This is a genomic window from Rhodococcus opacus B4, from assembly GCF_000010805.1.
GTDB classification, from domain to species: domain Bacteria; phylum Actinomycetota; class Actinomycetes; order Mycobacteriales; family Mycobacteriaceae; genus Rhodococcus_F; species Rhodococcus_F opacus_C.
Genome location: NC_012522.1, coordinates 2,237,444 through 2,263,230, shown reverse-complemented (window position 1 = coordinate 2,263,230; position 25,787 = coordinate 2,237,444). Strand labels below are relative to the sequence as shown.

The following is a 25,787-nucleotide window of genomic DNA, read 5'->3' as shown; positions in this document are numbered from 1 at the left end:
TACACTCGGCGCCGATGAATGGAATGCACTCGTTGTGGGAGCGCGTGAGCGCCGTCAGCCCCGCGCCGGCTCCCTGGATCGTTCAGATCACGGCCGTGGTGGCGGTGATACTCGTTCTCGAACCGCACGCCTGGCGAATCACCCGCAACGTGGTGACCATCGTGCACGAGGGCGCGCATCTGGTGGTCGCCCTGCTGTTCGGCCGCACGCTGAAGGGGGTGCGGCTGCACTCGGACACGTCGGGTGTCGCCATCTCGTCCGGTAAGCCGACCGGACTCGGCGTGGTCCTCATGACGTTCGCCGGCTACGTGGGTCCCGCCCTCCTGGGGCTCGGCGCGGCCTGGGTGCTGGGCACCCAGCACGCGGTCGCGGTGCTGTGGATCGGTGTCGTGGCACTCGCGGCCATGCTGATCCTCGTCCGGAACCTCTACGGATTGTTCTCCCTCACGGTGGTCGGGGCGCTGCTGTTCGGGCTCGTCTGGTTCGGCACGCAGGACCAGCAGGTCGGGGCGGCCTATCTGATCACGCTGTTCATGCTCGTGGCCGCCCCGCGGCCGGTCCTGGAACTGCAGCGTCAACGCTCCCGAGGCGCGGCACCGCACTCGGACGCGGACCAGCTGGCGCGGCTCACCCGGGTTCCCGGCATCGTGTGGGTGGGATTGTCCCTACTCGTCACGCTGGGCTGTCTCGCGCTGGGTGGCTGGTGGATTCTCCGTCCCGTCGGCGGCTGAGGCGCCGTCGAGGTAGCCGGCGAGGATCGGTCCGATGACGGCCAGCGCCTCCGGGTCGGTCATCTGCGCATGCGGACGGTCGATGGTGTGCGCGAACACCTCCCCGCCGATCCACGGCCGCCACGTCGCGCACGCTGCGGGGGGACCGGCCGCGCCGAAGAACAGCAGGCTGCCGTCGAAGCGTTCCGGCACGAAGTCCGCGGCGGCGTCGACGACGTCGACGTAGTCCTCGTACAACCGGGCCAGCTGCTCCGGACCCAGCTGCTCGGCCGCCGCGCCGTCGAATTCCGCGAGCAGTTCCGGCAGCGTCGGTACCGGGGTGTCCCGTTCCGCCGAGGCGTAGCTGTCGATCATCGCGAGCACACCGACCTCCTCGCCGCACGACCGCAACTCGACCGCCATCGCGTGCGCGATCACGCCGCCTGCCGAGTATCCGAGCAGGTGGTACGGCCCCCGCGGCTGCACGCGCCGGATCTCCTGAACGTAGCGTGCGGCGCGCTCGGTGATCGTCGTGAACCGCTCGCCGCCGGCAGTCACGGCGGGCGATTGCACACCCCAGACCGCGCGGTCGGGGCGAAGATACGCACTCAATCCCGAATAGCACCAGGCCAGCCCGACGGCCGGATGGATGCAGAACAGTGGCTCCCGCTCGCCGTCCGGCCGCAGCGGCAGCAGCACCTCGAGAGCGGCGGAGGTGTCGGAGGCAGCAGCGAAACTCGACGAGATCCGCGCGGCGATGCTCTCCGCGGTCGCGTCGGTGAAGAACCAGTCGAGGCGGACCTCGACGTTCGTCGTGGCGTGCAGCCGCGACGCGGCCCTGGTCGCGGACAACGAGTTGCCGCCCAGCTCGAAGAAGTTGTCGTCCAGCCCCACCAGGCCGGTGCCGAGCACGTCCGCGTACACCGCCGTGACCAGTTTCTCGGTGCGGGTCGTCGGCGGGCGGAACCGCTGCGCCCGGGGCACACCCGGATCGGGGAGCGCGCGCCGATCCAGCTTGCCGTGGGGCGTCGACGGCAGTGCGCCCAGCACCACGATCTGGTTGGGCACCATGTACCGGGGCAGTCGTTGCGCCAGTTCCGCCGACACGGCACGAGTGTCCACGTCTCCGCCCGGACGTGGCACGACGTAGCCGACCAGCCGAAAACCCGTGGCAGGGGAGTCATAGACGGCCGCCGCTGAGTGCGCGACGGCGGTGTTGCGCCGCAATGCCGTCTCGATCTCCTCCAGTTCGACGCGCTGACCGCGGATCTTCACCTGAAGGTCCCGCCGGCCGAGGTAGTCGAGCGTGCCGTCCCTGCGCCGGCGCACCACGTCGCCCGTCCGGTACATCCGGGTGCCGGGCGGTCCCCAGGGATTCGCCGGGAAGCGGGAGGCCGTCGTCCCCGGCTGCCCGAGATAGCCGCGGGCCAACTGCGCTCCCGAGAGGTAGAGCTCACCGGGAACTCCGGCAGGCACCGGATGCAGCCGCGAATCCAGCACGAGCGCACCGACATCGCGCTGCGGCACGCCGATCGGGACGGTCGCGTCTACCGCTCCGACGACGGTGCGGGTCACGGCGACGGCCGTCTCGGTCGGACCGTACTCGTTGTAGAGGACCGTGCCCGGGCACCGGGCGTGAAAACTGTGGGCGGTACCCGGCGGCAGAACCTCGCCGCCGCAGGACACCTGCCGCAGCGACGTGAGATCCGCGTCGGGGATCGCGAGGATCTCGGCCAGCATCAGCGGAAGGAAGTACCCGGCGGTCACCCGGTGCCGTTCGATCAGATCGGCGAGATGCCGAGGGTCGCGGTGGCCGTCGGGTCGGGCGATCACCAGCCGCGCACCGGCGATCAGCGGCCACCAGAATTCGCGAACGGACGCGTCGAACGTGTACTGCAACTTGAGCATCACCGTGTCACCCGCGCCGAGCGGGTCCGTGTCCTGCCGCCAGGTCAGGAAGCTCACGACGGCCGCATGGGTCACGACGACGCCCTTGGGGGTGCCCGTCGATCCCGACGTGTGGATCACATACGCGGGGTTCTGTGCCCGCAGGGGAGCAGTCCGGTCGACGTCGGAGACCGGCGACGGATCGAACCCCGACAGGTCGACCCGGTCGACGACGACGAGCAGCGTCTCCGCGGGCAGGACATCGGCGAGGTCGAACCGATCGCGTTCGGTGGTAAGGACGATCCGCGTGTCCGAGGCCCGGATGATCTGGGCGTTGCGCTGCGCGGGCTGGTCGGGATCGATCGGCACGTACGCCGCGCCCGCCTTCGCGACGGCATACATTCCGACGAGGAGGTCGACGGAGCGGCGAATCGCCAATCCCACCAGAGACTCCGGGCCCGCGCCTGCGCCGATCAGGTGGCGGGCGAGTCGATTGACCTGCCGGTCGAGTTCACCGTAGGTGAGCACGCGGTCACCCGCGACGACCGCGTCGGCGTCCGGTGTCATGTCGACGTGCCGCTCGAACAGATCGACGAGGGTCTGAGCGGAGGACGGCGCCGAAGCGGGGACATCCGGGTCCGGATCGACCAGGGCGAGGTCGCCGACAGCGCGATGCGGTTGCGCGACGGCCTCGCTCAGCGTCCGGAGAAAGCGTTCGCCGATCTCCATGACCGTGTGATGGTCGAACAGGTCGGTGGCGTAGGTGAAGACGGCCGCCCGCCGGGGGTGTTCCGTCGACGGATCCGGATCGGCGGTCACGGTGAGTTGCAGGTCGAATCGGGCCGACCGGGTGGGGGGCGTCGTCGCCGAGACCCGCAGTCCGGGCAGGGTGAGCGGGGTGTGGTCGAGGTTCTGGAACGCCAGGGCCACCTGGAACAGCGGATTGCGGGCGCGTGACCGGGTGGGGTCGAGCGCCTCGACCACGGTCTCGAACGGGACGGTCGAGTGCGCGAACGCGTCCAGGTCGTCCTCCCGCACCCGGCCGAGCAGGTCCGCGAAGCCTTCCGCGGGACGCACCTCGGTGCGCAGAACCAGGTTGTTGACGAACATGCCCACCAGTTCGTCGAGTGCCTGATCCCCGCGTCCCGCGACGGGCGTGCCGATCACGATGTCCGCGGAGCCGCTCAGCTTCGCGAGCAGCACGGCGAACACGGCGTGCACCACCATGAACGGCGTGACGGCACACGTCGACGCGGTGTGCTCGACCGCGCGGTACAGGGCATCGTCGAGCGCGAATTCGACGGTGCCGCCGCGGTGCGACGCGATGGCCGGATGCGGCCGGTCGGTGGGCAGCGACAACTGCTCCGGCGCACCGGACAACGCATCCTTCCAGTACGACAGTTCCCGCGCCGCGACGGACTGCGGATCGTCGCGGTCCCCCAGCAGTTCGTGCTGCCACAGGGTGTAATCCGTGTACTGGACCGGCAGTTCGGCCCACCGCGGCGCCGCTCCCGCGACCCGTGCCTCGTAGGCAGTCATCAGATCGCGGACGAGCAGCGGCACCGAGAATCCGTCCGCGCTGATGTGATGGACCATGACGGCGAGCACCCACTCGTCGGCGGCGAGGGCGAACAGCCGGGCACGGATCGGTGGTTCGGCGCCCAGGGTGAAACCCTGCGACGCGAACGTCGCGACCCGCGCGGCGACGTCGCCCCGGGCCACGGGTATCGGCCGGAGGGACGGGGTGGCCCGCGACGCCGGGATCAACTGCTGGTAGGCGGCGCCGTCACTGTCCGGGTACAGGGTGCGCAGCGGTTCGTGCCGGCCCACCACATCGGCCACGGCCGCGGCGAGGGCGGCGACGTCGAGTGTTCCGTCGAGCCGCAGCGCCATCGGAATGTTGTACTCGGGGGAGCCGGGCGCCAGGCGGGCGAGGAACCACAGTCGTTGCTGCGCAGGCGACAGCGGGACGCGGGGTGGGCGCGGGCGCACGGTCAGGGCGACGTGTGCCGCCCCGTCGGTCTGCTCGGTGACGGCCGCCGCGAGTCCGGAGACGGTCGGGGAGTCGAACACCGCGCGCACCGGCACCGACGTCGCCAGCGCGGCGCCGATCCGGGACACCGCGCGCGTCGCGGACAGCGACGTGCCACCGAGGGCGAAGAAGTTCGCGTCGCGTCCCACGAGGTCGAGTCCGAGCACCTCGGCGAACACCGTCGCCACCACCCGCTCGGCGGGGGTGTGCGGGGCCTCGAAGTCGGTGGCCGCCGGCACGGGGTCGGGGAGCGCCGAGCGGTCGAGTTTCCCGTTGACGGTGAGCGGCATCGCGTCCAGGACGACCACGATCGCGGGTACCAGCGGTGCGGGCAGGCGCGTCGACGCATAACGGATCAGCTGATCCGGATCGACCGTCTGGTCCCGCTCCGGGACGATGTACGAGACGAGTGCGTCGACACCGTCGCGGAGTTCACGCACGTCCGTCGCCGCGAACCGCACCCCCGGATGCGTGCGGAGAGTCCCGTCGATCTCACCGAGTTCGATTCGCACACCCCGCAGTTCGACCTGCGCGTCGTTGCGGTACAGGTACTCGATCGACCCGTCGCGGCGCCACCGGCCCACGTCGCCCGTCCGGTACAGCCGTTCCCCGGCGCTGCCGGACGGGCAGGCGACGAACCGTGCGGCGGTCAGCGCGGGCCTGCGATGGTAGCCGCGCGCAACGCCCGGACCGCGGATGTAGAGTTCGCCGGCCACTCCCGTCGGAACCGGGTGCAGACGCGCATCGAGCAGGAATACCGCGGCGCCGCGGACGGGGTGGCCGATGGTGACCGGCCGATCGGCCACCATCGGGTCGCTGATGGTGGTCATCACCGACGTCTCGGTCGGGCCGTATCCGTTGAGCAGCGACACGTGCCTGTGCGGCGCCCAGACTTTCACGAGTTCCGGCGGGCACGGTTCGCCGCCCACCACGACCACCCGAAGGTCGTGCAGGCCGCGGGGGTCGACCGTCGCCAGCACTGTCGGCGTGGTGAACACGTGGCTGACCCGCTCCCCGGCCAGCACGTCCGTGAGCGGATCGTCGCCCTGCACCGTCGGAGGTGTGAGCACCATGCAGGCGCTCGCACCGATTGCGAGCAGAATCTCGAGGATCGCGCCGTCGAAGCCGGGGGACGAACTGTGCAGGGTGCGGGAGGCCGCCGTCACCGCATACCGGTCCCGCTGTTCCGCAGTGAAATCGGCGAGTCCGGTGTGGGTCACCGCCACACCCTTGGGTTTTCCCGTCGAACCGGACGTGTAGATCACGTACGCCGGGTGGCGCAGGTCCAGCGGCCGCGTGCGTTCGGCATCGGTGATCGGGGCCGGAGAGTAACCGCGACATTCGGTTCGGAAGTCCGGGGCGTCGAGCAGCAGCCAGTCGGTTCCGTCCGGCACGGCCGTGCGGTCCGGGGCGGTGGTCAGTCCGAGCGCGGCGCCGGAGTCGTCGAGCAGGTACTCGATCCGCGTGGCGGGGTAGTGCGGGTCGACGGGGACGAACGCGGCACCGGTCTTCGCGACGGCCCACACGGACACGACGGACAGCGCAGAGCGCGGCAGGGCGAGAGCGACGATCGTCTCGGGTCCCGCCCCGCGCCGCATCAGCGCGCGGGCGAGACGGTTCGACGCTTCGTCGAGTTCGCGATACGTCATCGACCGGCCGTCGGCCGTCAACGCCGGACCCTCCGGATTCCGTTCGGCGGCCGCGGACAACAGGTCGGGCAGTGTCCGCCGCGGCAACGACGGCGCACCTGCGTGCCTTGCCGACTTCTCCTCGGCGGTGCGGAGGTCGATGTCGCCGACCACGACGCGCGGATGTGCGAGTGCGGTGTGGAGCACCCTGCGGAACCGGTCCGCGAACTCGGCGACGGTGGTCTCGTCGAACAGGTCGGTGGCGTAGGTGAAGACGCACGAGAGGGGTCCGGGGCCGCCCTCGTCGTCGAGCGATTCGGAGACGGTGAGCTGGAGGTCGAATTTCGCGGTGTGTGTGTCGATCTCGACGACGGCGGCGGAGACCTCCGGCAGGTCGATCACGACGGGTGCGGTGTTGTGATAGGCCAGCGCCAGCTGGAACAGCGGATTGCGACCGCGCGACCGCTCGGGTGCGACCGCCTCCACGATCTCCTCGAACGAGACGTCCGAGTGGGAGTAGGCGCCGAGGTCGACGTCCCGCACCCGGGTGAGAGTGCCGGCGAACGTGTCGTGGAGTGCGAGGTTCGTCCGCAACACCAGTGTGTTGACGAACATCCCGACGAGGTCGTCCAGCGCGCGCGGCCCGCGCCCCGCGATCGGAGTGCCGAGAACGAGGTCCGAGGTGCCTGCGAGTCTGGCCGCGAGGACGGCCAGCGCCGTGTGCACGACCATGAACGGAGTGGCGTCGTGGGTGCGCGCGAGTGCCCGAATCCGCCGGTGCGTCTGCGCGTCGAGGGTGAACGCGACATCGGCGCCGCGGTGCGTCGCGACGGGCGGGCGGGCGCGGTCGAACGGCAGGGGGAGGAGTTCGGGCATCCCGGACAGGGTCTGCCTCCAGTACGCCAGGCCCGGTTGCCGGTCCCGCAGTTCACGCTGCCAGAGGGTGTAGTCGGCGTAGCGGACGGGCAGTGGCGCCCACACCGGCGCGTGACCCTGTGCCCGCGCGCGGTACGCCGCCATCACGTCCCGGGCGAGCGGCCCGAGCGAGAACCCGTCGGCGCTGATGTGGTGGACGACGAGGGCGAGCACCCACTCGCAGGTGCCGACCGCGAGAAGTTCGGCGCGGACCGGGGGTTCGGCGGTGAGGTCGAATCCCGCCGACAGCAGTTCCCGCACTCGGCCGGCCGGGTCCGCGGTCTCCCGCACCGTGCACGGCGGCACGGCGGTCGCGGGGAGAACGTGCTGGCACGGGATCCCGTCGTGCTCGGGGTAGACGGTGCGCAGGGGTTCGTGGCGTTCGATCACGTCACCCACCGCCGCACACAAGGCTGATTCGTCGAGCGTGCCGGTGAGGCGGAGCACGACGGGAATGCTGTCGGTGGCCGAGCGTCCGTCGAGCCGGTTCAGGAACCACAGGCGTTGCTGGGCGAGCGACAGCGGCACGTGGGCGGCCGGGGCGCGGGCGACCAGGGGCGCCTGCGCGGTCTCGTGGCCGCAGTCCGCAAGATACGCCGACAGGTCCGCGACCGTGGGGTGGTCGAACAATTCGCGGAGGTCGACGGTGGTTGCGAGCGCCGCTCCGATGCGGGCGACGGCCTGCGCAGCGGTCAGCGAGTTCCCGCCGGCGGCGAAGAAGTTGTCGCCCCGCCCGACGGACGCGGTCCCGGTGACCTCCGCGAACACGAACGCGATCACGTCCTCGGCGGGGGTGGCGGGCGGATCGGACGGTGACCTCGCGGGCCCCGGTTCCGGCAGGGCGGCGCGATCCAGCTTTCCGCTGGTGGTGACGGGCAGCGCCGGAAGCGGGACGAGGGCGGACGGAATCATGTAGGCCGGGAGCAGGGTCGCGAGTCGCTGGGTGATCCGGGCCTCGTCCGGCCGTGCACCCTCCGCGGCCACGACGTAGGCGATCAGCCGATCTCCGGCATCGGGGTAACGCTGCACGGCGACCGCGGCGTGCCTCACCGCCGGATCCGACGTCAGTGCCGCCTCGATCTCGCCGGGTTCGATGCGCTGGCCGCGGAGCTTGATCTGGAAGTCGGTGCGCCCGAGGTACTCGAGCCGGCCGGTTGCGTTCCACCGCACCAGGTCGCCGGTGCGGTACATCCGACTGCCCGGGTCGTCGAACGGATCGGCGACGAAGCGGTCGGCGGTCAGGTCGGGGCGTCCGGTGTAACCGCGCGCCAGGTACGCACCCGCAAGGTACAACTCGCCCGTCGTCCCGGCCGGCACCGGTCGCAGCCGACGGTCGAGCACGTACGTACGTATGTTGTGGACGGGACGGCCGAGGGGGACCGCCGCGCCGATCCCGTTGCCGTCGAACGACTCCGACGTCGCCACCGCCGCCTCGCACGGGCCGTACCAGTTGTACAGCGCAGCGGCACTGCGCTGCGCGAATGTTGCCGCAGTGGCCGCGGACAGCGACTCGCCCGCCGAATACACGCGACGCACAGCCGGGGGAACCTGCGGCCCGCACTGCTCCAGGAAGGCGTCGAGCATCGACGGGACGACATGGAGCGTCGTGATCGACTGCTGCGCGACGGTCCGCGCCAGATAGCGGGGGTCGGCGTGACCGCCGGGTTCGGCGATCACCACCCGTGCGCCGGTATGCAACGGCCAGAGCAATTCCCACGCCGAGATGTCGAACGTGAGCGGAGTCTTGTGCAGCACCGCATCGGTACCGTCGAGCGGCGTCAGCGTCTGCGCCCAGCGGAACTGGTTGACCATCATCTCGTGGGTCACCGTGACGCCCTTGGGTCGTCCCGTGGAACCGGACGTGTAGATGACGTACGCGGCATTCGCCGGGCGCAGCGGTGAATGCCGCGCGGAATCGGTCACGGGCGCAGGGTCGTATCCGGACACGTCGAGCAGGTCGAGATCGACGACGGTCACCCCGGCCGGGGCAATGTGATTCCCGGAGGTGAGCAGCAGTGCGGGTGCGGCCGAGTCGAGTACGAGAGCGGTGCGTCCGAGCGGGTGCCCGGGATCCACGGGCAAGTAGGCGCCGCCGGTCTTCAGCACCGCGTGCAGCGCGACGAGAAGCCGGATCGAACGGGGAACCGCCACCCCGACGACGCTTTCCGGTCCGACGCCCCTCGCTACCAGATACCGCGCCAATTGATTCGCCTGCGCGTCGAACTCGGCGTACGTCAACCGTTCCGCGCCGAACACCACCGCCACGGCACCGGGCGAGCGCTCGACCTGCGCGTCGAACAGGTCCACCAATGTGGCCGTGGGTACCGGTGCGTCCGTCGCGTTCCAGGTGCGCAGCACCCGCTCCCGCTCCGCCGCGCCGAGAAGGTCGAGGCCGCCGACGGCGACGTGCGGATCCCGGCCGATGCCGTCGAGCACGCGGCCGACCCGCGTGAGCAGCGCCGCGGCGTCGTACCGCTGTGACCGGCACTTCGCCGTCAGCCGCAGGGCCGGGTGCGCCGTCACCGCGAGCGTCACGGCGTAGTGCGAGGCATCGTGTGCGCGAACCCCGTCCAGCGTGAGTCCGTCCGCGGCCTCCGGCAGCGCGGTGCGGTCCATCGGGTACGACTCGAACGCGACCAACGTGTCGAACAGCGGCGCCACCCCGGCCGCTCGCTGGATGTCGGTGAGGCCCAGCCAGTGATGTTCGAGTAGCCGAACGTGCTCGGCCTGCAAGCGGGTGAGGAACGTGGAAACGTCGATGCCGGGCTCGAGTGGAATCCGCACGGGGACGGTGTTGACGAACAATCCCACGGCGCTCTCGACGCCGGCGAGTTCCGGGGGCCTGCCCGAGACGGCCTCGCCGATCACGACGTCGTCGCGGCCGGTTGCCTGTCCGAGGACGATTCCCCAGGCTGCCTGGACGATGGTGCTCAGCGTGACTCCCAGTTCGGTCGCGCGAGCCGTCAGCGTGAGGGTGTCCTCCTCGCTCAGTTCCAGCACCGACTCGGACGTGGTGCGGGTGTCCTCCGCCGCGGCCGCTGGCTCGGTGATGCCGTCGAGTGCTGACGCCCACGCCCGCGCCGAGGCGTCGGTGTCCCTCTTCGCCAGCCACTCGAGGAAGTCGCGGTACGGGCTCGCATCCGGTGACTCGGTGCGGGCGTCACCGCGCCGATAGGCGCCGAAGAGTTCGCGTACCAGCAACGGCATCGACCAGCCGTCGAGCACCATGTGGTGGGCGGTGATCGCCAGTTCGGCACGGTCCGGACCCCGCGTCAGCAGGGTGAACCGAATCAGCGGTGGGGCCGACACGTCGAAGCGGGCGGTGCGGTCGTCGAGCAGGATTTCCTCGGGATTGTCCGGGAGGTCGATGTGCCGCCACCGCACCGGCACGTCGTCGAGTACGAGTTGCACCGGGGCGCCGCGACCGTCGCGCACGAACGCGGTGCGCAGATTCGCGTGCCCCGCGAGGACGGCGCCGCACGCGAACCGGAGTCGGTCCCTGTCGAGGGGGCCGCGCAGACTCAGGATCACCTGCATCGCATACGGATCGGGATCCGCGACTACGAATTCCGCGTGGAACAGTAAACCCGACTGCAACGGCGTCAGCGGCCACACGTCGAGCAGACCCGGACGGTCGCGTTCCCACCCCTCGATGTCTTCGCGGTCCACGGCGACGAGCGGCAGATCGGACGGAGCGAGCCCACGCGTGTGAGGAGAGCGCGCCACCGCGCAGAGCGCTGCCAGCGCCTGCTCCCACAGATCGGCCAGAGCCTGCACGTCTTCTGCCGCAATCGCACCCGTCGGGAACGCGAACGTGGCGTCGAGGATACCGTCGGTGGTGAACGCGGTGATGTCGATCAGCGCGGTGACCGGCATCGAGGGTTCGGCGGCCGAGAACACCGCGGCGCCGTCCCGCACGGGCCGCCAATCATGCTCCGAGCCAGCGTTGTCGAGCCGTCCGAGGTAGTTGAACGCGATCTGACCGAGATCGTCCCGCGGACGCCGCAGCAGTCCGTAGCCGATGCCCTTGTCGGGCACCGCACGCAACTGCTCCTTGACCACCATGATCGCGGTATCCGCGGAGCGGCCGCCCGCGAACGCATCGTCCAGGTCGAGGTCCTCCAGGTCGAGACGGACCGGAAAGATACTGGTGAACCACCCGACGGTGCGGGACAGATCGGCGCCGGGCAGCACCGCCTCCTCGCGGCCGTGACCCTCGAGCCGGATCATCGGCGGCGTGGCCGGGCGTCCACGGCGGCGTTGCCACAGCGCGAGAGCGAGGGCAAGGGCGGTGAGCAACGCGTCGTTGACCTCGCAGCGGAAGGCGGCCGGAAGGTCGGTGAGCAACGGGTGCGTTGCAGATGTTCTCGTGTGAATCCGGTCCACCGTCGAATTCACGTCACGCCGAGCGTCGAGCGGCCGGGTGCCGAGTGGCGGATCCTCGGCGCCGGTCACGTCGCGCCAGAAGGTCAGCTCCGACGTCCGCGCGGGTCGCTGCGCCTGCTCGGCCAGTCCGTGCGACCACCGGCGCAGGGACGTGCCGACCGGTGGAAGGGTGGGCGACACCCCCGCCTCGAGGTGCGCCCACGCCGCGGCGAGGTCGCCGATCAGGATCCGCCACGACACCCCGTCGATCACCAGGTGATGCGCGACGAGAAGCAGTCGCCCTCCACGGTCCGATCCGGGATCGAGCCAGACGCATTGCATCATCACGCCCGCAACCGGATTCAACCTCCGGACCGCGGTCTCGTGCTCGTCCTGCGTGCGTTGCTCCGGGTCGGCGTCGGCGGGCAGCGCGACCCGGGTGATCGTGTTCTCCGGCAGCGACCCGCCGGCCGGCCGCACCGTGAGGAACGCCGTCCCGTCGGAGCGGCGCCCGAGGCGCGCCCGCAGCGCGTCGTGCCGGTCGACGACGGCACCGATCACCGCGTGCAGTTTCTCCGCGTTCACACCTCGTGGCACTTCCACCGCCACAGCCTGCGCGTACCGGTCGACGACGGAGACCCGGTCGAACAGGAACCGGGCAGCCGGCGTGAGCGGCATCTCGCCGACCCCGCCACCGGGGAGCTCCTCGAGGGACGGTCCGCGCCGGTCGACATCGCTTCCGGCGACTTGGCAGAGTCGGGCGATCGTCCGCCGCTCGAACACATCGCGCGGGGTGAACGAGATTCCCGCACTTCGTGCTCGGGACGCCAATTGGATCGCCATGATGCTGTCGCCACCGAGTGCGAAGAACGACTCGTCCACCCCGAAATCGGAGGTTCCGAGGATCTCGGCGTAGATGCCGTGGAGCGTCCGCTCCCGATCGTCCTCGGGAGCGACCCTGGTCGACGGCCGGACGTGGGGTTCGGGAAGCGCAGCGCGATCCAGCTTGCCGGACGGGGTCAGCGGAAGGTGCGGGAGCACGACGACGCCGGCAGGCACGAGATGCGCGGGCAGTGCGGCGGTGAGGAACGACAGCAACTCCCGCTCGGTCACCGCCTCGGTGCCGGTGTCCACGTACGACACGAGCTGATCGCCGGTAACCTGCGAGCGAATCACGGTGACGACGAACCGAACCGCCGGATGACGACGGAGCGTGGCGTCGATCTCCCCGGGTTCGACGCGCACGCCGCGGAGGTTCACCTGCTCGTCCCTGCGGCCGAGGTACTCGAGTTCGTGGCCGCGGGTCCACCGGACCGTGTCGCCGGTGCGGTACATGGGGGTACCCGGCGGTCCGTACGGATCGGCGACGAACCGTTCCGACGTCTGCCGGGCCCGGCGGAAATACCCGCGGGCCAGGGCGGCCCCCGCGACGTACAGTTCGCCGGCCACACCGACGGGGACCGGGCGGAGCCGATGGTCGAGGACCACCGCCCTCACGCCGTCGATCGGCCGGCCGATGGTGACCGGACCGGCTCCGGACAGGGGATCGCTGACAGTCGCCATCACGGTGGTCTCCGCCGGGCCGTACGCGTCGATCATCCGGCATCGGGACGTCCACCGCGACAACAGCTCCGGTGGGCACGCCTCACCGGCGACGACCAGGGTTCGCAGACCTCCGACTTCGCCGGGCTCCACTGATGCCGCCACCGACGGGGTGAGCACTGCGTGGGTGATGCCCTCGGCCGTCATCAGTTGCGCCAGAGGAAATCCGCCGTAGACCGTGGGCGGGGCGACAACGAGTGTGGCGGCGGAACCGAAGGCCATCAGCATCTCGAAGATCGACGCGTCGAAACTCGGCGACGCGACGTGCAGAACCCGGGCTGAGCCGTCGAGGTCGAGGTGCGTTCGTTGTGCGGAGACGAGGTTGGCGATCCCGCGGTGGGTGACCGCCACGCCCTTGGGTACACCGGTCGATCCGGACGTGTAGATGAGATACGCGACGTCGTCGAGTCGTGTTGCCGGTGTTCGTGACTCGGGTGCGGCGGAACCGTCCGCGTCCTCGATCAGAAGCCACTCGGTCGTCGCCGGCAATATCGGCGCGTACTCCGCGGAGGTCAACCCGATCGCCGGGCGGGAGTCGTCGAGCATGTGCCGCACCCGCGTGACCGGATAGTTCGGATCGACCGGCAGGAACGCGGCCCCCGTCTTCGCGACTGACCAGACCGCGCACACGTAGTCGGCGGACCGTGGGAACGCCGCCGCCACGACGTCGCCGGGCCCGACGCCGAGCCGTGCCAGCGTCGCCGCGATCCGGCCCGACCGCTCGTCGAGTTCCCGGTAGGCGATCTCACCGCCGGAGCAGACGACGGCGGTCGCGTCCGGATCGCGGGCGGCAGCAGCGTGGAACACGTCGGCGAGCGTGGCGGGCGCACTGTCGGAAGGTCCGGAGGAGGGGACCAGCGCAGCCGTTTCGTCGTCGGTGAGGACGGGGAGATCGCCTATCGGCTGCGCGGTTTCGGCTTCGAGGAGCTGCCGAAAGTACCGCAGGAATCGCGTGTGGTGGCCGTCCAGATCCTCCTGCGAATACAGCTGCGGATTCGCCTTGAAGTCGAGGTGCAGTTGTCCTCGGGGGCCGTACCGGTAGAGATTGACGAGGAGGTCCTCGATCGGACCTGAAGACAGCACATGCAAGTGGCCCGTCAGCGAGCCGAGCTCGATCTCCTCCGGAAACAACATGATGTTGACGGCGGGGCCGAACAGTCGCGGCCCGGTCAGTGTGTCTCCCAGATCGGCGCGAATGTCCTCGTGCCGGTACCGCTGATGCCGCAGTGCGCCGGACATCGCGAGACGCGTGCGGGACACCAGATCGCCGACGGTCGCCGTCCCCGCGCCCGTGATCCGCAGCGGCACCACATTCGACACCATGCCGCCGGACCGGAGTAGCGCCGCCGTCGTCCGGGCCGACACCGGCAGGCTGAGCGTGACGTCGTCCTCACCGGTCGTGCGCGCCAGATAGCCGGCGACCGCGGAGACCGTGAGCGTCGCAGGGTTGACCCCGTGCGCCGCCGAGCATTTCTCCAGCCGGTCGACCATCTCGGTGGTCAACGTTCCGCCCACGTCCCGGGAACCGGCGGCCGCGGGTGCGTAGCTGTGCGCCAGCGAACTCACATGCGTGACGCCGCGCATCGTCTCGGTCCAGTACTCCCGGTCGGCGTCCCGGCGCGCGGAGCCGACGTAGTCGATCTCCAAGTCGTGGACGCGTCGCACACCGAGCGCCCTGCTCGCGGGCGGCGGCACTCCACGCACCGCGGCGGAGTAGAGCGCGGCAATGCGATAGACCATCGTGACGGAGCCGTAACCGTCCAGGGCGATGTGGTGGGCGCGGGAATACCAGAAATAGCGGTTCGTCCCGACATGGAGAAGGAACGAGACCGTCAAACGGTCACGCAGGACATCGATCGGCGCCGCGGTCTCGGTGCGCATCCACCCGTGAGCCGCCGCCGGGGGATCCGGCGCACTGCGGAAGTCGACGTAGCCCACGGTCGCACTCAGACTCGAGTCCATCCACTGCACGGGCACCCCGTCGGCCTCGGAAAATCTCAGGAAGAACGATTCGAACTCGGCCGCCGCCCGCACACACGCCGCACTCAGGGCGTCACGATTCAGCTCACCGCGGATGTCGACATATTGCGCGACCGACACGGGAACCGTGGGATCGACGTGCTGAGCGAGCCACATCCCCATCTGCGCGGGAGACAGCGGGAAGGCGTGCGCAGACGAGTCTCCGGGACCAACCGAGGTCGGTGAACTCATCGCTGACTTCTCTCACGCATCCGTCCCCGCACGACGCTGCTCGCTGAGGTACCTCCACTCAGGAGTCTGCCCCAGATTTCTAGGAGATTGCTTAGAAACCTCTAGATAGTGCTACTGCCGGTTGCAGTCGTGCGGTCACGCCACCTCGTGCTCTCCGCCGGCCGCGACCTTCCGCAGGCCTCGGTAGGCGCCTTCCGGCGTCTGCCGCCCCGCGACCACAGCTTCGACCTCCGCGGCGATGGGCATGTCCACGTTGTAATCGCGAGCCAACTCCATCACCGTGGGGGCAGTCTTGACGCCCTCGGCCACCTGCCCCAGCTTGGCGACAGCCTCTTCGACGGTCATGCCGCGGGCGATGAACTCGCCCACCCGCCGGTTGCGGGAACTCGGGCTCATACACGTGGCGATCAGGTCGCCGACCCCGGTGAGCCCGGCGAACGTCCGTGGGTTCGCGCCCATCGCCTCACCCAGCCGGGTCATCTCCGCCAGCCCGCGCGCCAGGACCATCGCGCGCGTGTTGTCGCCGACGTCCAGTCCGTCGGCCATCCCCGAGGCGATGGCGACGATGTTCTTCAGCACACCGCCGAGTTCGCAGCCCAGCACATCGGTGTTCCGGTACACCCGGAACACCGCGGACGCGAACAACGGCTGCAACGCCGTCGCCACGCGGACGTCCTGTGTGGCGACGACGGACGCCGCAGCAAGTCCGTCGACGATCTCCCGCGCAATGTTGGGGCCCGCGAGAAGTCCGACCGGATGGCCGGGCAGGCATTCGGCGATCACCTCGGTGGGACGCAACCGGGTTCCCGGTTCGAGTCCCTTCGCCAGCGACAGCACCGGCACCCATGCCCGGACCTCGTTCGTGATCTGGGCAAGCGTGCTGCGGACCGCGTGCGAGGGGACCCCCACCACCAGAACGTCGGCTTCCTGCGCGGCCTCCACCAGGTCGGCCGTGGACCTCATGGAATCGGGCAGTGGGCGGTCTCCGAGGTAGCGGGAGTTGCGGTGCTCGGAGTTGATCTCGTCCGCGGTGTCCGAGTTCCGCGCCCACAGCAGGGTCGGCGTGTTGTGGGCGGCGAGACCCGCCACCGTCGTTCCCCACGAACCGGCGCCGAGCACGACGACGCGTACCGGCCGGGCCATTACCGATCACCCATCGGGTTGATGCTGTCCATGACATCCAGCGTCGCACTTGCCGGACGTTCACGAAGCTGATTCGGCAAGTCCCCACCTGCACCCCCACCCTCATGACGCACGCGGCGGTGCGATCGGGACCGCCTCGACCGCCGACTGTCGTGCCGCGGCCGGCAATGGCGGCGCGGTGGAGTTGTAGTGGTGGCCCGTCGGGGTGCCGAGATCGATCAGATGCCGGCCGCCCGGACGGGTGACCGGGCGAGCCACCCACCCCGGCGCCTCCTTCGCGTAGTTGCACGCTGCACACAGCCCGGCCCCGTTGTGCGCCGACGTCGGACCCGAATCGTCGTGCGAGCGGATGTGGTCGTGATGACGGATCGGCGCGTCACACCAGGGCGTGCGGCACGTCCGATCACGCAGATCGATCAGCTTGGCAAGCCCTTTCGGGAACGTGCGCGCCTGGGATTCCATCGCCGTCAACGCCCCCGACCGCGGGCAGGAATACACCCGCTGCAACAGCACGTCGGTATCCGTGCTCACCGCATCGGCCAGCAGTTGCCGCGCAATCCCCGCCGGCACCGGCCCGTATCCCGGCAACTCCGCGGCCTCGTGCCCACCGGCCAGCAACGTCTCGTCCGACAGCACCAAGTCCACGGCCACCGGCACACCGCCGGCCACCGACGCCCCCGTGCCACGCTCGAACAACAAGTCCACCATCAGCTGATTGCGGGTCCGACCGCCGCTGTCCCCGGTGGCGATCAGGCCCGCGTCACCGACCCCGTCGAGAGTCGATGGATCCGAACACAATCGGCGGTCGATGGTTCCTCGATCCTCGGCCGACAGGCACGCCGTTTCCCGCACGAGCAGCGTGGCCCGCCATTCGTTCAACCTGCCGGTCTGCAACATGGCCAGGGTGTGCGGCATCTCGTGCACCATCGCCCGGGCGAACCCGAGATGCCGGCCACCACGGTTGGGGGATTCCCTGCGCGCCAACCCGATCTGCGACGCGATACCGCGATCCCACTCCGACTGCGGCAACCGACGTGCCTTGCGATCCGCCCGGATAGTGGCGGCGACGTCGCCGGTGTCCCCCACGACCAGCCTCCCCCGAGGTCATTCGAAACTTTGTTCGATTCTAGCGAACAAGCCACCAGTCGGCAATACCCGAATCACCCACTGCCGCTGCCGCACCGGGTCGAGCTCGCTACCACTTCCTCGCGGTGAGCAGGAGGTACTCCCAGTTCATGACGGTGCTGCCGGTGCCGTGGTCGAAACGCCGTGCAAGATCGGCGAGTTCGCGGTCCAGTGCGGCCACCCGGGCGGGATCGTCGGCGATGTGCCGGTACACCGCGATGGTCGGACCGTAGTTGCTCTTGAAGTAGTCGCGGAAGTCTTCCGGCGTCCGGAATTGATCGATGCGGACGGTGGACCGGGTTGCCACGACGTCGGTCACCCGGTGGCCGAACAACGCCCGGACGTGGTCCTCGCGACCCCACAGCGGCGGCGGCTGCGCGCCGGGAGGGGGCGGGGGTGCGTACGGTTTCATGGTCGCGAACATTTGGCCGATGAACCCCTCGGGGGTCCAGCTGAGCAGTCCGATCGTCCCGCCCGGCCGGCAGACGCGGACGAGTTCGTCGGCGCTCGCCTGATGGTGCGGGGCGAACATGACACCGACGCATGACATCACGACGTCGAATTCGTTGTCGGCGAACGGCATGGCCTCGGCGTCGGCTTCGCGCCACTCGACCTCGGCGCCGAGTTCGGCGGCCCGGCGGCGTCCGGCGTCGAACAGTTCCGGGGTGAGGTCACCGGCGACGACGCTCGCACCGGACAGCGCCGCGGGGATGGCGGCGTTGCCGGAGCCGGCCGCGACGTCGAGGACACGGTCGCCGGGCCTGACCCGGCTCGCCCGGACCAGGGCGGGACCGAGGTCCGCGATGATGTCGGTGGCCACGGCGGGATAGTCGCCGAGCGCCCACATGGCGCGGTGTTTGGTCTTCAGTTCGTGATCGGCTCGTACGGCGTCGATCGTGTCATCCATCTCGGTACTCCGGTGGGTCGGCTGCATCGGTCGAGATCCAGCCTGGCCTGACGGCGGCGCCCCGAACAGGCACCCTCGGGGTGGGTTCCTCCCACCCCGAGCGTCACTCCTGGTCGCGGAACTGCGCCGCGAGTTCGCTGCGTGAGCGGATGCCGAGCTTCGCGTAGACGCGGGTCAGGTGGTACTGCACGGTCTTGACGGACAGGAACAGCTCGCCCGCCGCCTCCTTGTTGCTGGCTCCGCCCGCGACGAGTTCGGTCACTGCCCGTTCCTGCGGGGTCAGTTCCTCGAGCGTGAACCGGCTGCGTTTGACGTTGAGGCCACCGGCCTTCAGTTCGCGGTCGCACCGCTGCACGTAGGAAGTGGCGCCGAGCGCGGAATACCCTTCCCGGGCGGCCTGCATGACGGCGTCTGCTTCGCGTCGTTTGCCTGCCCGGCGCAAAGTCTGGCCGTATGCGAAGTTCACCCGGGCGCGGTCGTAGGGGAGGGGCAGGGTGTCGAGCTGTGTCAGCGCATTCTCGAATACATCCCTGGCGGTGTCGATGTCGCCGCGCGCACCGGCGATGCGACCGCGGGCGTAGCCGAGACGCGCCATCGCGGACCGGTGCCCGCGCTCTGCGGCGCGTTCCTCGTGCGGGGTGAGGAAGGCGTCCGCGTCGTCGACGTGCCCGGCCATCACGAGCGCGTTCGCGTAGACGTCGGGCCACTGCCAGAAGCCGGGCTCGTCGACGCCCTCCCGAGGTTCCAGACGGGTGAGCGGCTCCAGCGCCCTGATGACGGCGGCGTAGTCGGCCTCCACTTCCGCGCACTGCGCGCGTGCGAGGGAGGACGGGATGAACATCATCGGGTAGTCGTGCGAACTCGCGGCGGCGAGGCGGAGGTGCTCGTGTGCCGCGGGCCAGTTCCCACGCAGCGCGTGCGTCTGCGCGCCGGTCCAGTGGACGAGGGGCCGGAGGAGGTCGAGCGTGGCGTCCTCGAGTTGGTGCGCGGCGCGGTCGACTGTGGCGATGGCACCGTTCCAGTCGCCGAGGGCGAATTGTGTTCGCGCCAGCCATGCTTGCGCCCACAGCGAGATGCGGGTGGAGCCCATCCGGAATGCCGTCGGCACGGCGCTCTCGAGTTCCTGGCGTGCCGATTCGGGATCGTCCAGTGCCAGGTCGAGCCAGCCCCGGGCCATGTCGAAGCGCTGGGACTGGGCGCCGAGGGCGATCTTCGCGGACAGCGTGTCGTAGGCCGCCCGCGCCTCCGCGATCCGGCCGGTGGCCGCGAGTCCTAGCCCCATGATCGCCGCGGATTCGACGGCCGACGGATCGGCCGAATCGACGAGAGCAACTGCCCGGCGGCCCCACTCGACGAGGTCCGGGCCGTGCCAGCGAGCCAGCGAGTCGAGGACGCGCCGCTGGCAGATCAGTGCCGCGGTGGCCGGATCGGTCTCCGGGTCGCAGGCGGTCCAGGACTGGGTGAGCAGCGCATCCGCCTCGGCGGGACGTCCCCGCTGGATCGCGAGGTAGCCGAGCACCGCATCGCGCAGCGGGCTCTCCGGGAAGCTTTCGATCTCCGGAGCGAAAGCCAGTGCCTGGGACAGATTTCCGGTGCCGAGGAGGGCGTCGACGGCGCGAATCAACCGGTGCTCGCGTTCTCCCCGGTCCGCGGTGAGGCGGCTCGATTTGATCAGTGCGTCCGCGACCGCCGACCACGCCCCGACCGTCGCCCTGCTCGCGGAATAGCTGTCGAGTTCGTCCGCGAGTGCCGGATCGGCGAACGGGGCGGCAGCGGCGCGATGGTCCAGGCGCCTGCCCTCGTCCTCGACGATCCGCGCGGCGTGATCGTGCAGGTCGCGCAATCGGATCGGCCCGAGGCTGCGGTAGACGGCGGCGCGGGTGAGCGGCGACGGAAAGGTCAGCACGGTCACGCCGCGGTGCTCACCGGCGGTGAGGAGGCCGGCCCGGTGCAGTTCGTCGAGCGCCTCCACCGGGTGTTCGATGCCGGCGAGCGCGGCGGCGTCGGCGAACCTCGGATCCCCGGCCAGTATTGCGGCCGCTTCGACGAGCGCGCGGGACTGCGGTGAGGATTCGCACAGCAGCGACCGCACTTTCGCCGCGAACGTGTGCGGCACCGGGAGCACGGCCTGCCAGTGTCCCCACGCGACCGGATCGACTTCCTGGAGGAGTTGCGTGAGGTGCCGCGGGTTCCCGGCCGTGTGCTGGACCAGCTGGTGCGCGACCGGGGTGGGAAGGTCGACGTGCGCGAGGCTGCTCGCGAGGGCGCGAGCGTCGGATACGTCGAGCGGGCGGACGCGAATCCGATGGCGGCTGTGCCGCTCGAGAAGGTCGAGGACGTCCGCGCGAACACCGTCGGGCGGCTCCGGATTCGTGACGAGGACGATCACGGCCGGGCGGCCCAGCAGCTGTACGGCGGAGGTCAGCGACTGCAGCGACGCCAGGTCTGCCCAGTGTGCGTCGTCGACAACGACGACGAACGGCGAGTCACCGGCGCGCGGACCCACCGCCGTGACGAATTCACGGGCGACGTCGAGGGGGTCCGGCGACGTGACGGCCGCACCCAGCAGTTGCTCGGCGACTCCGAAAAGACGGCTCGACGCCCACGGGGCGCACACCGCGGAGAACGCGGGCAGGTCGGGATGCGCGGCGAGGAAGTGTTCCACCAGAGTGGTCTTGCCGATTCCCGGCACTCCTTCGACGACCACGACGACGGGCACGTTGCCGTACATCTCGTGCAGGGCCGACTCGAGGTCGGCGAGCTCGCGGGAACGTCCGACGAACTCGATCTTCCCAGGGTCACTCACACCACTCACCGTATCGCGGCGTCCTATTTCGGCGTCTTCCTGGCGAAAATTGGGAACGCTTGTACGGTGAGGTTAGAAGCTGCTGGTCAGAGCGAACACGAGTCGAAGGATTCGGTGCATTCATGACGGAGGCGAACTCCACGAAGCTGGAGCGGGTGGCGATCCGCTTTGCCGGGGACTCGGGCGACGGTATGCAGTTGACCGGTGACCGGTTCACGTCGGAGGCGGCGGCGTTCGGAAACGACCTCGCCACCCAGCCCAACTTCCCCGCCGAGATCCGGGCGCCGCAGGGCACCCTGCCCGGTGTGTCGTCGTTCCAGATCCAGATCGCGGACTACGACATTCTCACGGCCGGGGACCGCCCGGACGTCCTGGTCGCGATGAACCCGGCGGCGTTGAAGGCGAACGTGGCGGACCTCCCGCGCGGCGGCATGATCATCGTGAACACGGACGAGTTCACCAAGCGGAATCTCGCGAAGGTCGGGTACGCGGCCAGCCCCCTCGACGACGACTCCCTCGAGGACTACGTGGTGCATCCGGTGGCGATGTCGACGCTGACGGCGGGCGCGGTGGAACCCGCCGGGCTGAGCCGGAAGGACGGCGAGCGGGCGAAGAACATGTTCGCGCTGGGGCTGTTGTCGTGGATGTACAACCGCCCCACCCACGGCATCGAGCGGTTCCTGCAGGTCAAGTTCGCGGAGAAGCCGCAGATCGCGGAGGGCAACCTGCTCGCGTTCAAGGCCGGGTGGAACTACGGGGAGACGACGGAGAGCTTCGCGACCACCTACGAGGTGTCGGCGGCGACGCTGCCGCCCGCGACGTACCGTCAGGTCACCGGAAACACCGCACTGGCCTACGGGGTGGTGACGGCGGGCCGGCTGGCGTCGCGGGACGTGTTCCTCGGGACCTATCCGATCACCCCGGCGTCGGACATCCTGCACGAGCTGAGCAGGCACCGGAATCTCGGTGTCACCACGTTCCAGGCGGAGGACGAGATCGCCGGGATCGGCGCGGCGCTGGGCGCATCGATCGGGGGTGCGCTCGGGGTGACGAGCACGTCCGGGCCCGGCCTGGCACTCAAAAGCGAGGCGATCGGGCTGGCGGTGATGACGGAGGTGCCGCTGCTCGTCATCGACGTCCAGCGCGGCGGGCCGTCGACCGGGCTGCCGACGAAGACGGAGCAGTCCGACCTGTTGCAGGCGATGTACGGACGCAACGGCGAATCACCGGTTGCCGTGATCGCGCCGTGCTCACCCGCGGACTGTTTCGACGCGGCCGTCGAGGCGGCGCGGATCGCGTTCACGTACCGCACCCCGGTGCTGTTGCTGTCGGACGGCGCCATCGCGAACGGCAGCGAACCCTGGGCGATCCCCGACGTCGCGCGGATGGTCCCGATCGATCCCGGCCACACCACGGCCCCATCCGAGGACAGCGCATTTCAGCCGTACGTCCGCGACCGGGAGACCCTCGCCCGGGCGATGGCGATACCGGGAACCCCCGGGCTCGAACACCGCATCGGCGGTCTCGAGAAGGCCGACGGCAGCGGCGACATCTCCTACGACCCCGCCAACCACGACCTGATGGTCCGGTTGCGTCAGGCCAAGATCGACGGAATCACCGTTCCCGACGCCGTCGTCGACGACCCCTCGGGGAAGGCCGACCTGCTGCTCGTCGGGTGGGGCAGTTCGTACGGGCCCATCGGTGAGGCGTGCCGGCGTGCCCGCCGTGAGGGCAAGAAGGTCGCCCACGTGCACGTGCGCAACCTGAACCCGCTCCCCGCGAATCTCGGTGCGGTACTTCGCGGTTACGGGACCGTCGTCGCCCCGGAGATGAATCTGGGGCAACTCGCGATGATCCTGCGTTCGAGGTTCCTCGTCGACGTGCAGTCGGTGACGAAGGTGCAGGGCCTCGCGTTCCTCGGCGACGAACTGCACGAGGTGATCGACTCCGCGCTGGCCGGAACGTTGCGGGAGCACGAGCTCGCGAAGACCTCCGACGCGCTCGCGTCGGCAACCTATCGATCGACCGGACCCCGGCAGGAGGAATCGGTGTGACCCGGATGATCAGTCGTGTCGGTGCGGATCTGGGATTGAGCGCCACCGCGCACGTGCCCAGGACCGACGAACCGCAGAAGGCCAAGGACTTCACGTCGGACCAGGAGGTCCGCTGGTGTCCGGGGTGCGGTGACTACGTCATTCTCGCGACCATCCGAAGTTTTCTGCCCGAGTTGGGGCTTCGGCGCGAGAATCTGATGTTCGTCTCCGGCATCGGATGCTCGAGCCGGTTCCCGTACTACCTCGACACCTACGGCCTGCACTCGATCCACGGCCGCGCCCCGGCCATCGCGACCGGGCTGGCGGTGACGCGCCCCGACCTGTCGGTGTGGGTGGTGACCGGCGACGGCGACGCGTTGTCGATCGGTGGCAACCACCTCATCCACGCCCTGCGCAGGAACGTCAACCTGACGATCCTGCTGTTCAACAACAGGATCTACGGGCTGACCAAGGGGCAGTACTCTCCGACGTCGGAGGTCGGGAAGGTCACCAAGTCGACGCCGCTGGGGTCGGTGGATCACCCGTTCAACACCCTGTCCCTCGCGTTGGGAGCCGAGGCGACGTTCGCGGCCCGCGCGATGGACTCGGACCGCAAGGGGCTGACGGAGGTGCTGCGGCAGGCGGCGGCCCACCGCGGCACGTCGTTCGTGGAGATCTACCAGGACTGCCCGATCTTCAACGACGGCTCCTTCGACGTCCTGCGTAAGGACGGTTCGGAGCAGCGCCTGATCCCGCTGACCCACGGGGAGCCGATCGTGTTCGGCGGATCAGGCGAATACTGCGTCATCCGATCGGGTTTCGGCCTGAAGGTCGCCGCGACCACCCACGTCGACCGGGACGAGATCGTGGTGCACGACGCCCACACCGACGACCCCGACTACGCGTATGCCTTGTCGAGGCTGTCGGATCAGGACCTCACCCACACCGTCACCGGCGTGTTCCGCAGCGTCGCGCGGGACACGTACGACGACATGGTTCGCCTGCAGAACGAGATCGCGCGGGAGACGGACCCCGTCGACGACGGTTCGCTGCAGCGGTTGCTGACCGGTCACGACACCTGGACGGTGGAGTAGGCGGTCGCCGCCTCGGGACGGATGGCCCGTGCGCGCGGAACGAAGAACGTCACGATCCCGCCGAGTACCGCGATGCCCGCGAAGACGTAGAACGCCACCTGGCTGCTGATGCCTGCGCTGATCAGGGCGCCGCCGATCAGCGGGCCGAAGATGCCGCCCAGCCGGCCGAACCCGGCGCACCAGGCCACCCCGGCGCCGCGGGCGGACGTGGAGTAGTAGTTGGAGACGAATCCGTAGATCAGCACCTGGGTGCCGATGGTGCCGACGCCGGCGACGGCGACGGACGCGAGAAGCACCGGAAGCGGGAAGCCGAGCGTCAGCAGGATCAGGGCCAGCGCGGCGAGACCGAACGTGGTGGCGACGACGCGTTGCGGTCCGATGCCGTCGGCGATCTTGGACGCGATCAGACCGCCGAGAATGGCGCCGCCGTTGAGGACGAGCAGGAACGACAGCGAGCCTTTCGCGTTGAAACCGGCGTCCTCCATGATCTTCGGCAGCCAGGTGTTGAGCCCGTACGTGAGCAGCAGTCCGGAGAAGCTCATCAGTCCGAGAAGCGCAGTGCCCCAGGCATAATGGCGGGTCGCGAGTGCGGCGAAGCCGACCTTCTCGACCGACGCCCGCTCCGCGGCGATCTCCTGGGCGTCGGGCATCGGGATTCCGGTGCGGTCGGCGATACGGCGGGCCTCGTCCTCGCGTCCGCGGGCGACGAGCCACTTCGGTGATTCCGGCAGTTTCACGAGTGCCAGCGGAAGCAGGATCACGATGGGCAGGGCGCCGATCCAGAAGAGGCCGCGCCACCCGATCGTGTCGCGCAGGACGATCGCGAGGATGGAGGCGAGCACTCCGCCTGCGGGGACGCCGCTGTAGACGATGGCGTTGTACAGGTTCCGCTTGCCGGGAGGGGCGAATTCCGCCACCATCGCGCCCGCGGTCGCGACGAGGCCCCCGACCCCGATGCCGGTGAAGAATCGCAGCAGACCGAACATGGTGACGCTGGTGGACATCGCGGCGAGTCCCATACCGATGGAGAACCACACGATGTTGACGAGCATCATCCGCCGCCGGCCGAGGTAGTCGCCGATCGCGCCCGCGGTGAGTGCGCCCACCATGACGCCGATCAGGGCGTACGAGCCCAGCGCACCGGCCTGCTGCGCGGAGATCTCGCCGAGTTGGCCGGGATCGTTCATCAACGTCGGGAGAATGGTGCCGTACACGACGAGGTCGTAGCCGTCGAAGATGATCGCGATCGTGGCGATCGCGACGATCCAGGTGACGGCGCTGCGGTGTCTCGGACTCGCCCAGGTGTCGGGGGTGGATGGATTCATGGTG

9 protein-coding genes are annotated in these 25,787 nt (G+C 69.7%); 3 read left to right on the top strand and 6 right to left on the bottom strand.

What is annotated here, in order from left to right; all coding sequences use genetic code 11:
- Positions 1–14 precede the first annotated feature (14 nt).
- Positions 15–731 (top strand): M50 family metallopeptidase, encoded by a 717-nt coding sequence (locus ROP_RS10500; protein WP_012689313.1) that lies wholly within the window; start codon positions 15–17, stop codon positions 729–731.
- Here the strand turns inward: ROP_RS10500 and ROP_RS10495 are convergent.
- The 5 genes from ROP_RS10495 to ROP_RS10475 all read right to left on the bottom strand — a co-directional run bounded on the left by ROP_RS10495 (position 666) and on the right by ROP_RS10475 (position 21,331).
- Complete coding sequence (locus tag ROP_RS10495) at positions 666–15,350, bottom strand: non-ribosomal peptide synthetase (protein ID WP_012689312.1); 14,685 nt, start codon at positions 15,348–15,350, stop codon at positions 666–668. The genes ROP_RS10500 and ROP_RS10495 overlap by 66 nt on opposite strands.
- A 135-nt stretch (positions 15,351–15,485) precedes the next feature.
- Complete coding sequence (locus tag ROP_RS10490; RefSeq protein WP_012689311.1) at positions 15,486–16,493, bottom strand: NAD(P)H-dependent glycerol-3-phosphate dehydrogenase; 1,008 nt, start codon at positions 16,491–16,493, stop codon at positions 15,486–15,488.
- A gap of 102 nt (positions 16,494–16,595) precedes the next feature.
- Positions 16,596–17,579, bottom strand: a complete 984-nt coding sequence (locus tag ROP_RS10485) for an HNH endonuclease signature motif containing protein (RefSeq protein ID WP_012689310.1) — start codon at positions 17,577–17,579, stop codon at positions 16,596–16,598.
- Positions 17,580–17,688: 109 nt separating this feature from the next.
- Complete coding sequence (locus tag ROP_RS10480) at positions 17,689–18,525, bottom strand: class I SAM-dependent methyltransferase (RefSeq protein WP_012689309.1); 837 nt, start codon at positions 18,523–18,525, stop codon at positions 17,689–17,691.
- 103 nt (positions 18,526–18,628) lie between these two features.
- A complete protein-coding gene (locus ROP_RS10475) occupies positions 18,629–21,331 on the bottom strand; it encodes a helix-turn-helix transcriptional regulator (RefSeq protein WP_043824546.1) in 2,703 nt (900 codons plus the stop codon).
- A gap of 122 nt (positions 21,332–21,453) precedes the next feature.
- Here ROP_RS10475 and ROP_RS10470 point away from each other — a divergent pair, with 122 nt between their 5' ends.
- Together ROP_RS10470 and ROP_RS10465 are read left to right on the top strand one after the other, a co-directional pair.
- Positions 21,454–23,385: a 2-oxoacid:acceptor oxidoreductase subunit alpha gene (locus ROP_RS10470; RefSeq protein ID WP_043824544.1), complete on the top strand. Its 1,932-nt coding sequence runs from the start codon at positions 21,454–21,456 to the stop codon at positions 23,383–23,385.
- Between the two features lie 5 nt (positions 23,386–23,390).
- Positions 23,391–24,458 carry a 2-oxoacid:ferredoxin oxidoreductase subunit beta gene (locus ROP_RS10465; RefSeq protein WP_050785195.1) on the top strand — a complete coding sequence of 356 codons (1,068 nt, stop codon included), beginning with the start codon at positions 23,391–23,393 and terminating at the stop codon, positions 24,456–24,458.
- Here ROP_RS10465 and ROP_RS10460 read toward each other — a convergent pair.
- A complete protein-coding gene (locus ROP_RS10460) occupies positions 24,434–25,783 on the bottom strand; it encodes an MFS transporter (protein ID WP_012689305.1) in 1,350 nt (449 codons plus the stop codon). The genes ROP_RS10465 and ROP_RS10460 overlap by 25 nt on opposite strands.
- Positions 25,784–25,787: the final 4 nt, after the last annotated feature.

Coding starts and splice junctions, on each gene's coding strand:
- ROP_RS10460 (WP_012689305.1), bottom strand. CDS start 25,783: ATGAATCCATCCACCCCCGACACCTGGGCGAGTCCGAGACACCGCAGC.
- ROP_RS10500 (WP_012689313.1), top strand. CDS start 15: ATGAATGGAATGCACTCGTTGTGGGAGCGCGTGAGCGCCGTCAGCCCC.
- ROP_RS10470 (WP_043824544.1), top strand. CDS start 21,454: ATGACGGAGGCGAACTCCACGAAGCTGGAGCGGGTGGCGATCCGCTTT.
- ROP_RS10490 (WP_012689311.1), bottom strand. CDS start 16,493: ATGGCCCGGCCGGTACGCGTCGTCGTGCTCGGCGCCGGTTCGTGGGGA.
- ROP_RS10465 (WP_050785195.1), top strand. CDS start 23,391: ATGATCAGTCGTGTCGGTGCGGATCTGGGATTGAGCGCCACCGCGCAC.
- ROP_RS10495 (WP_012689312.1), bottom strand. CDS start 15,350: ATGAGTTCACCGACCTCGGTTGGTCCCGGAGACTCGTCTGCGCACGCC.
- ROP_RS10480 (WP_012689309.1), bottom strand. CDS start 18,525: ATGGATGACACGATCGACGCCGTACGAGCCGATCACGAACTGAAGACC.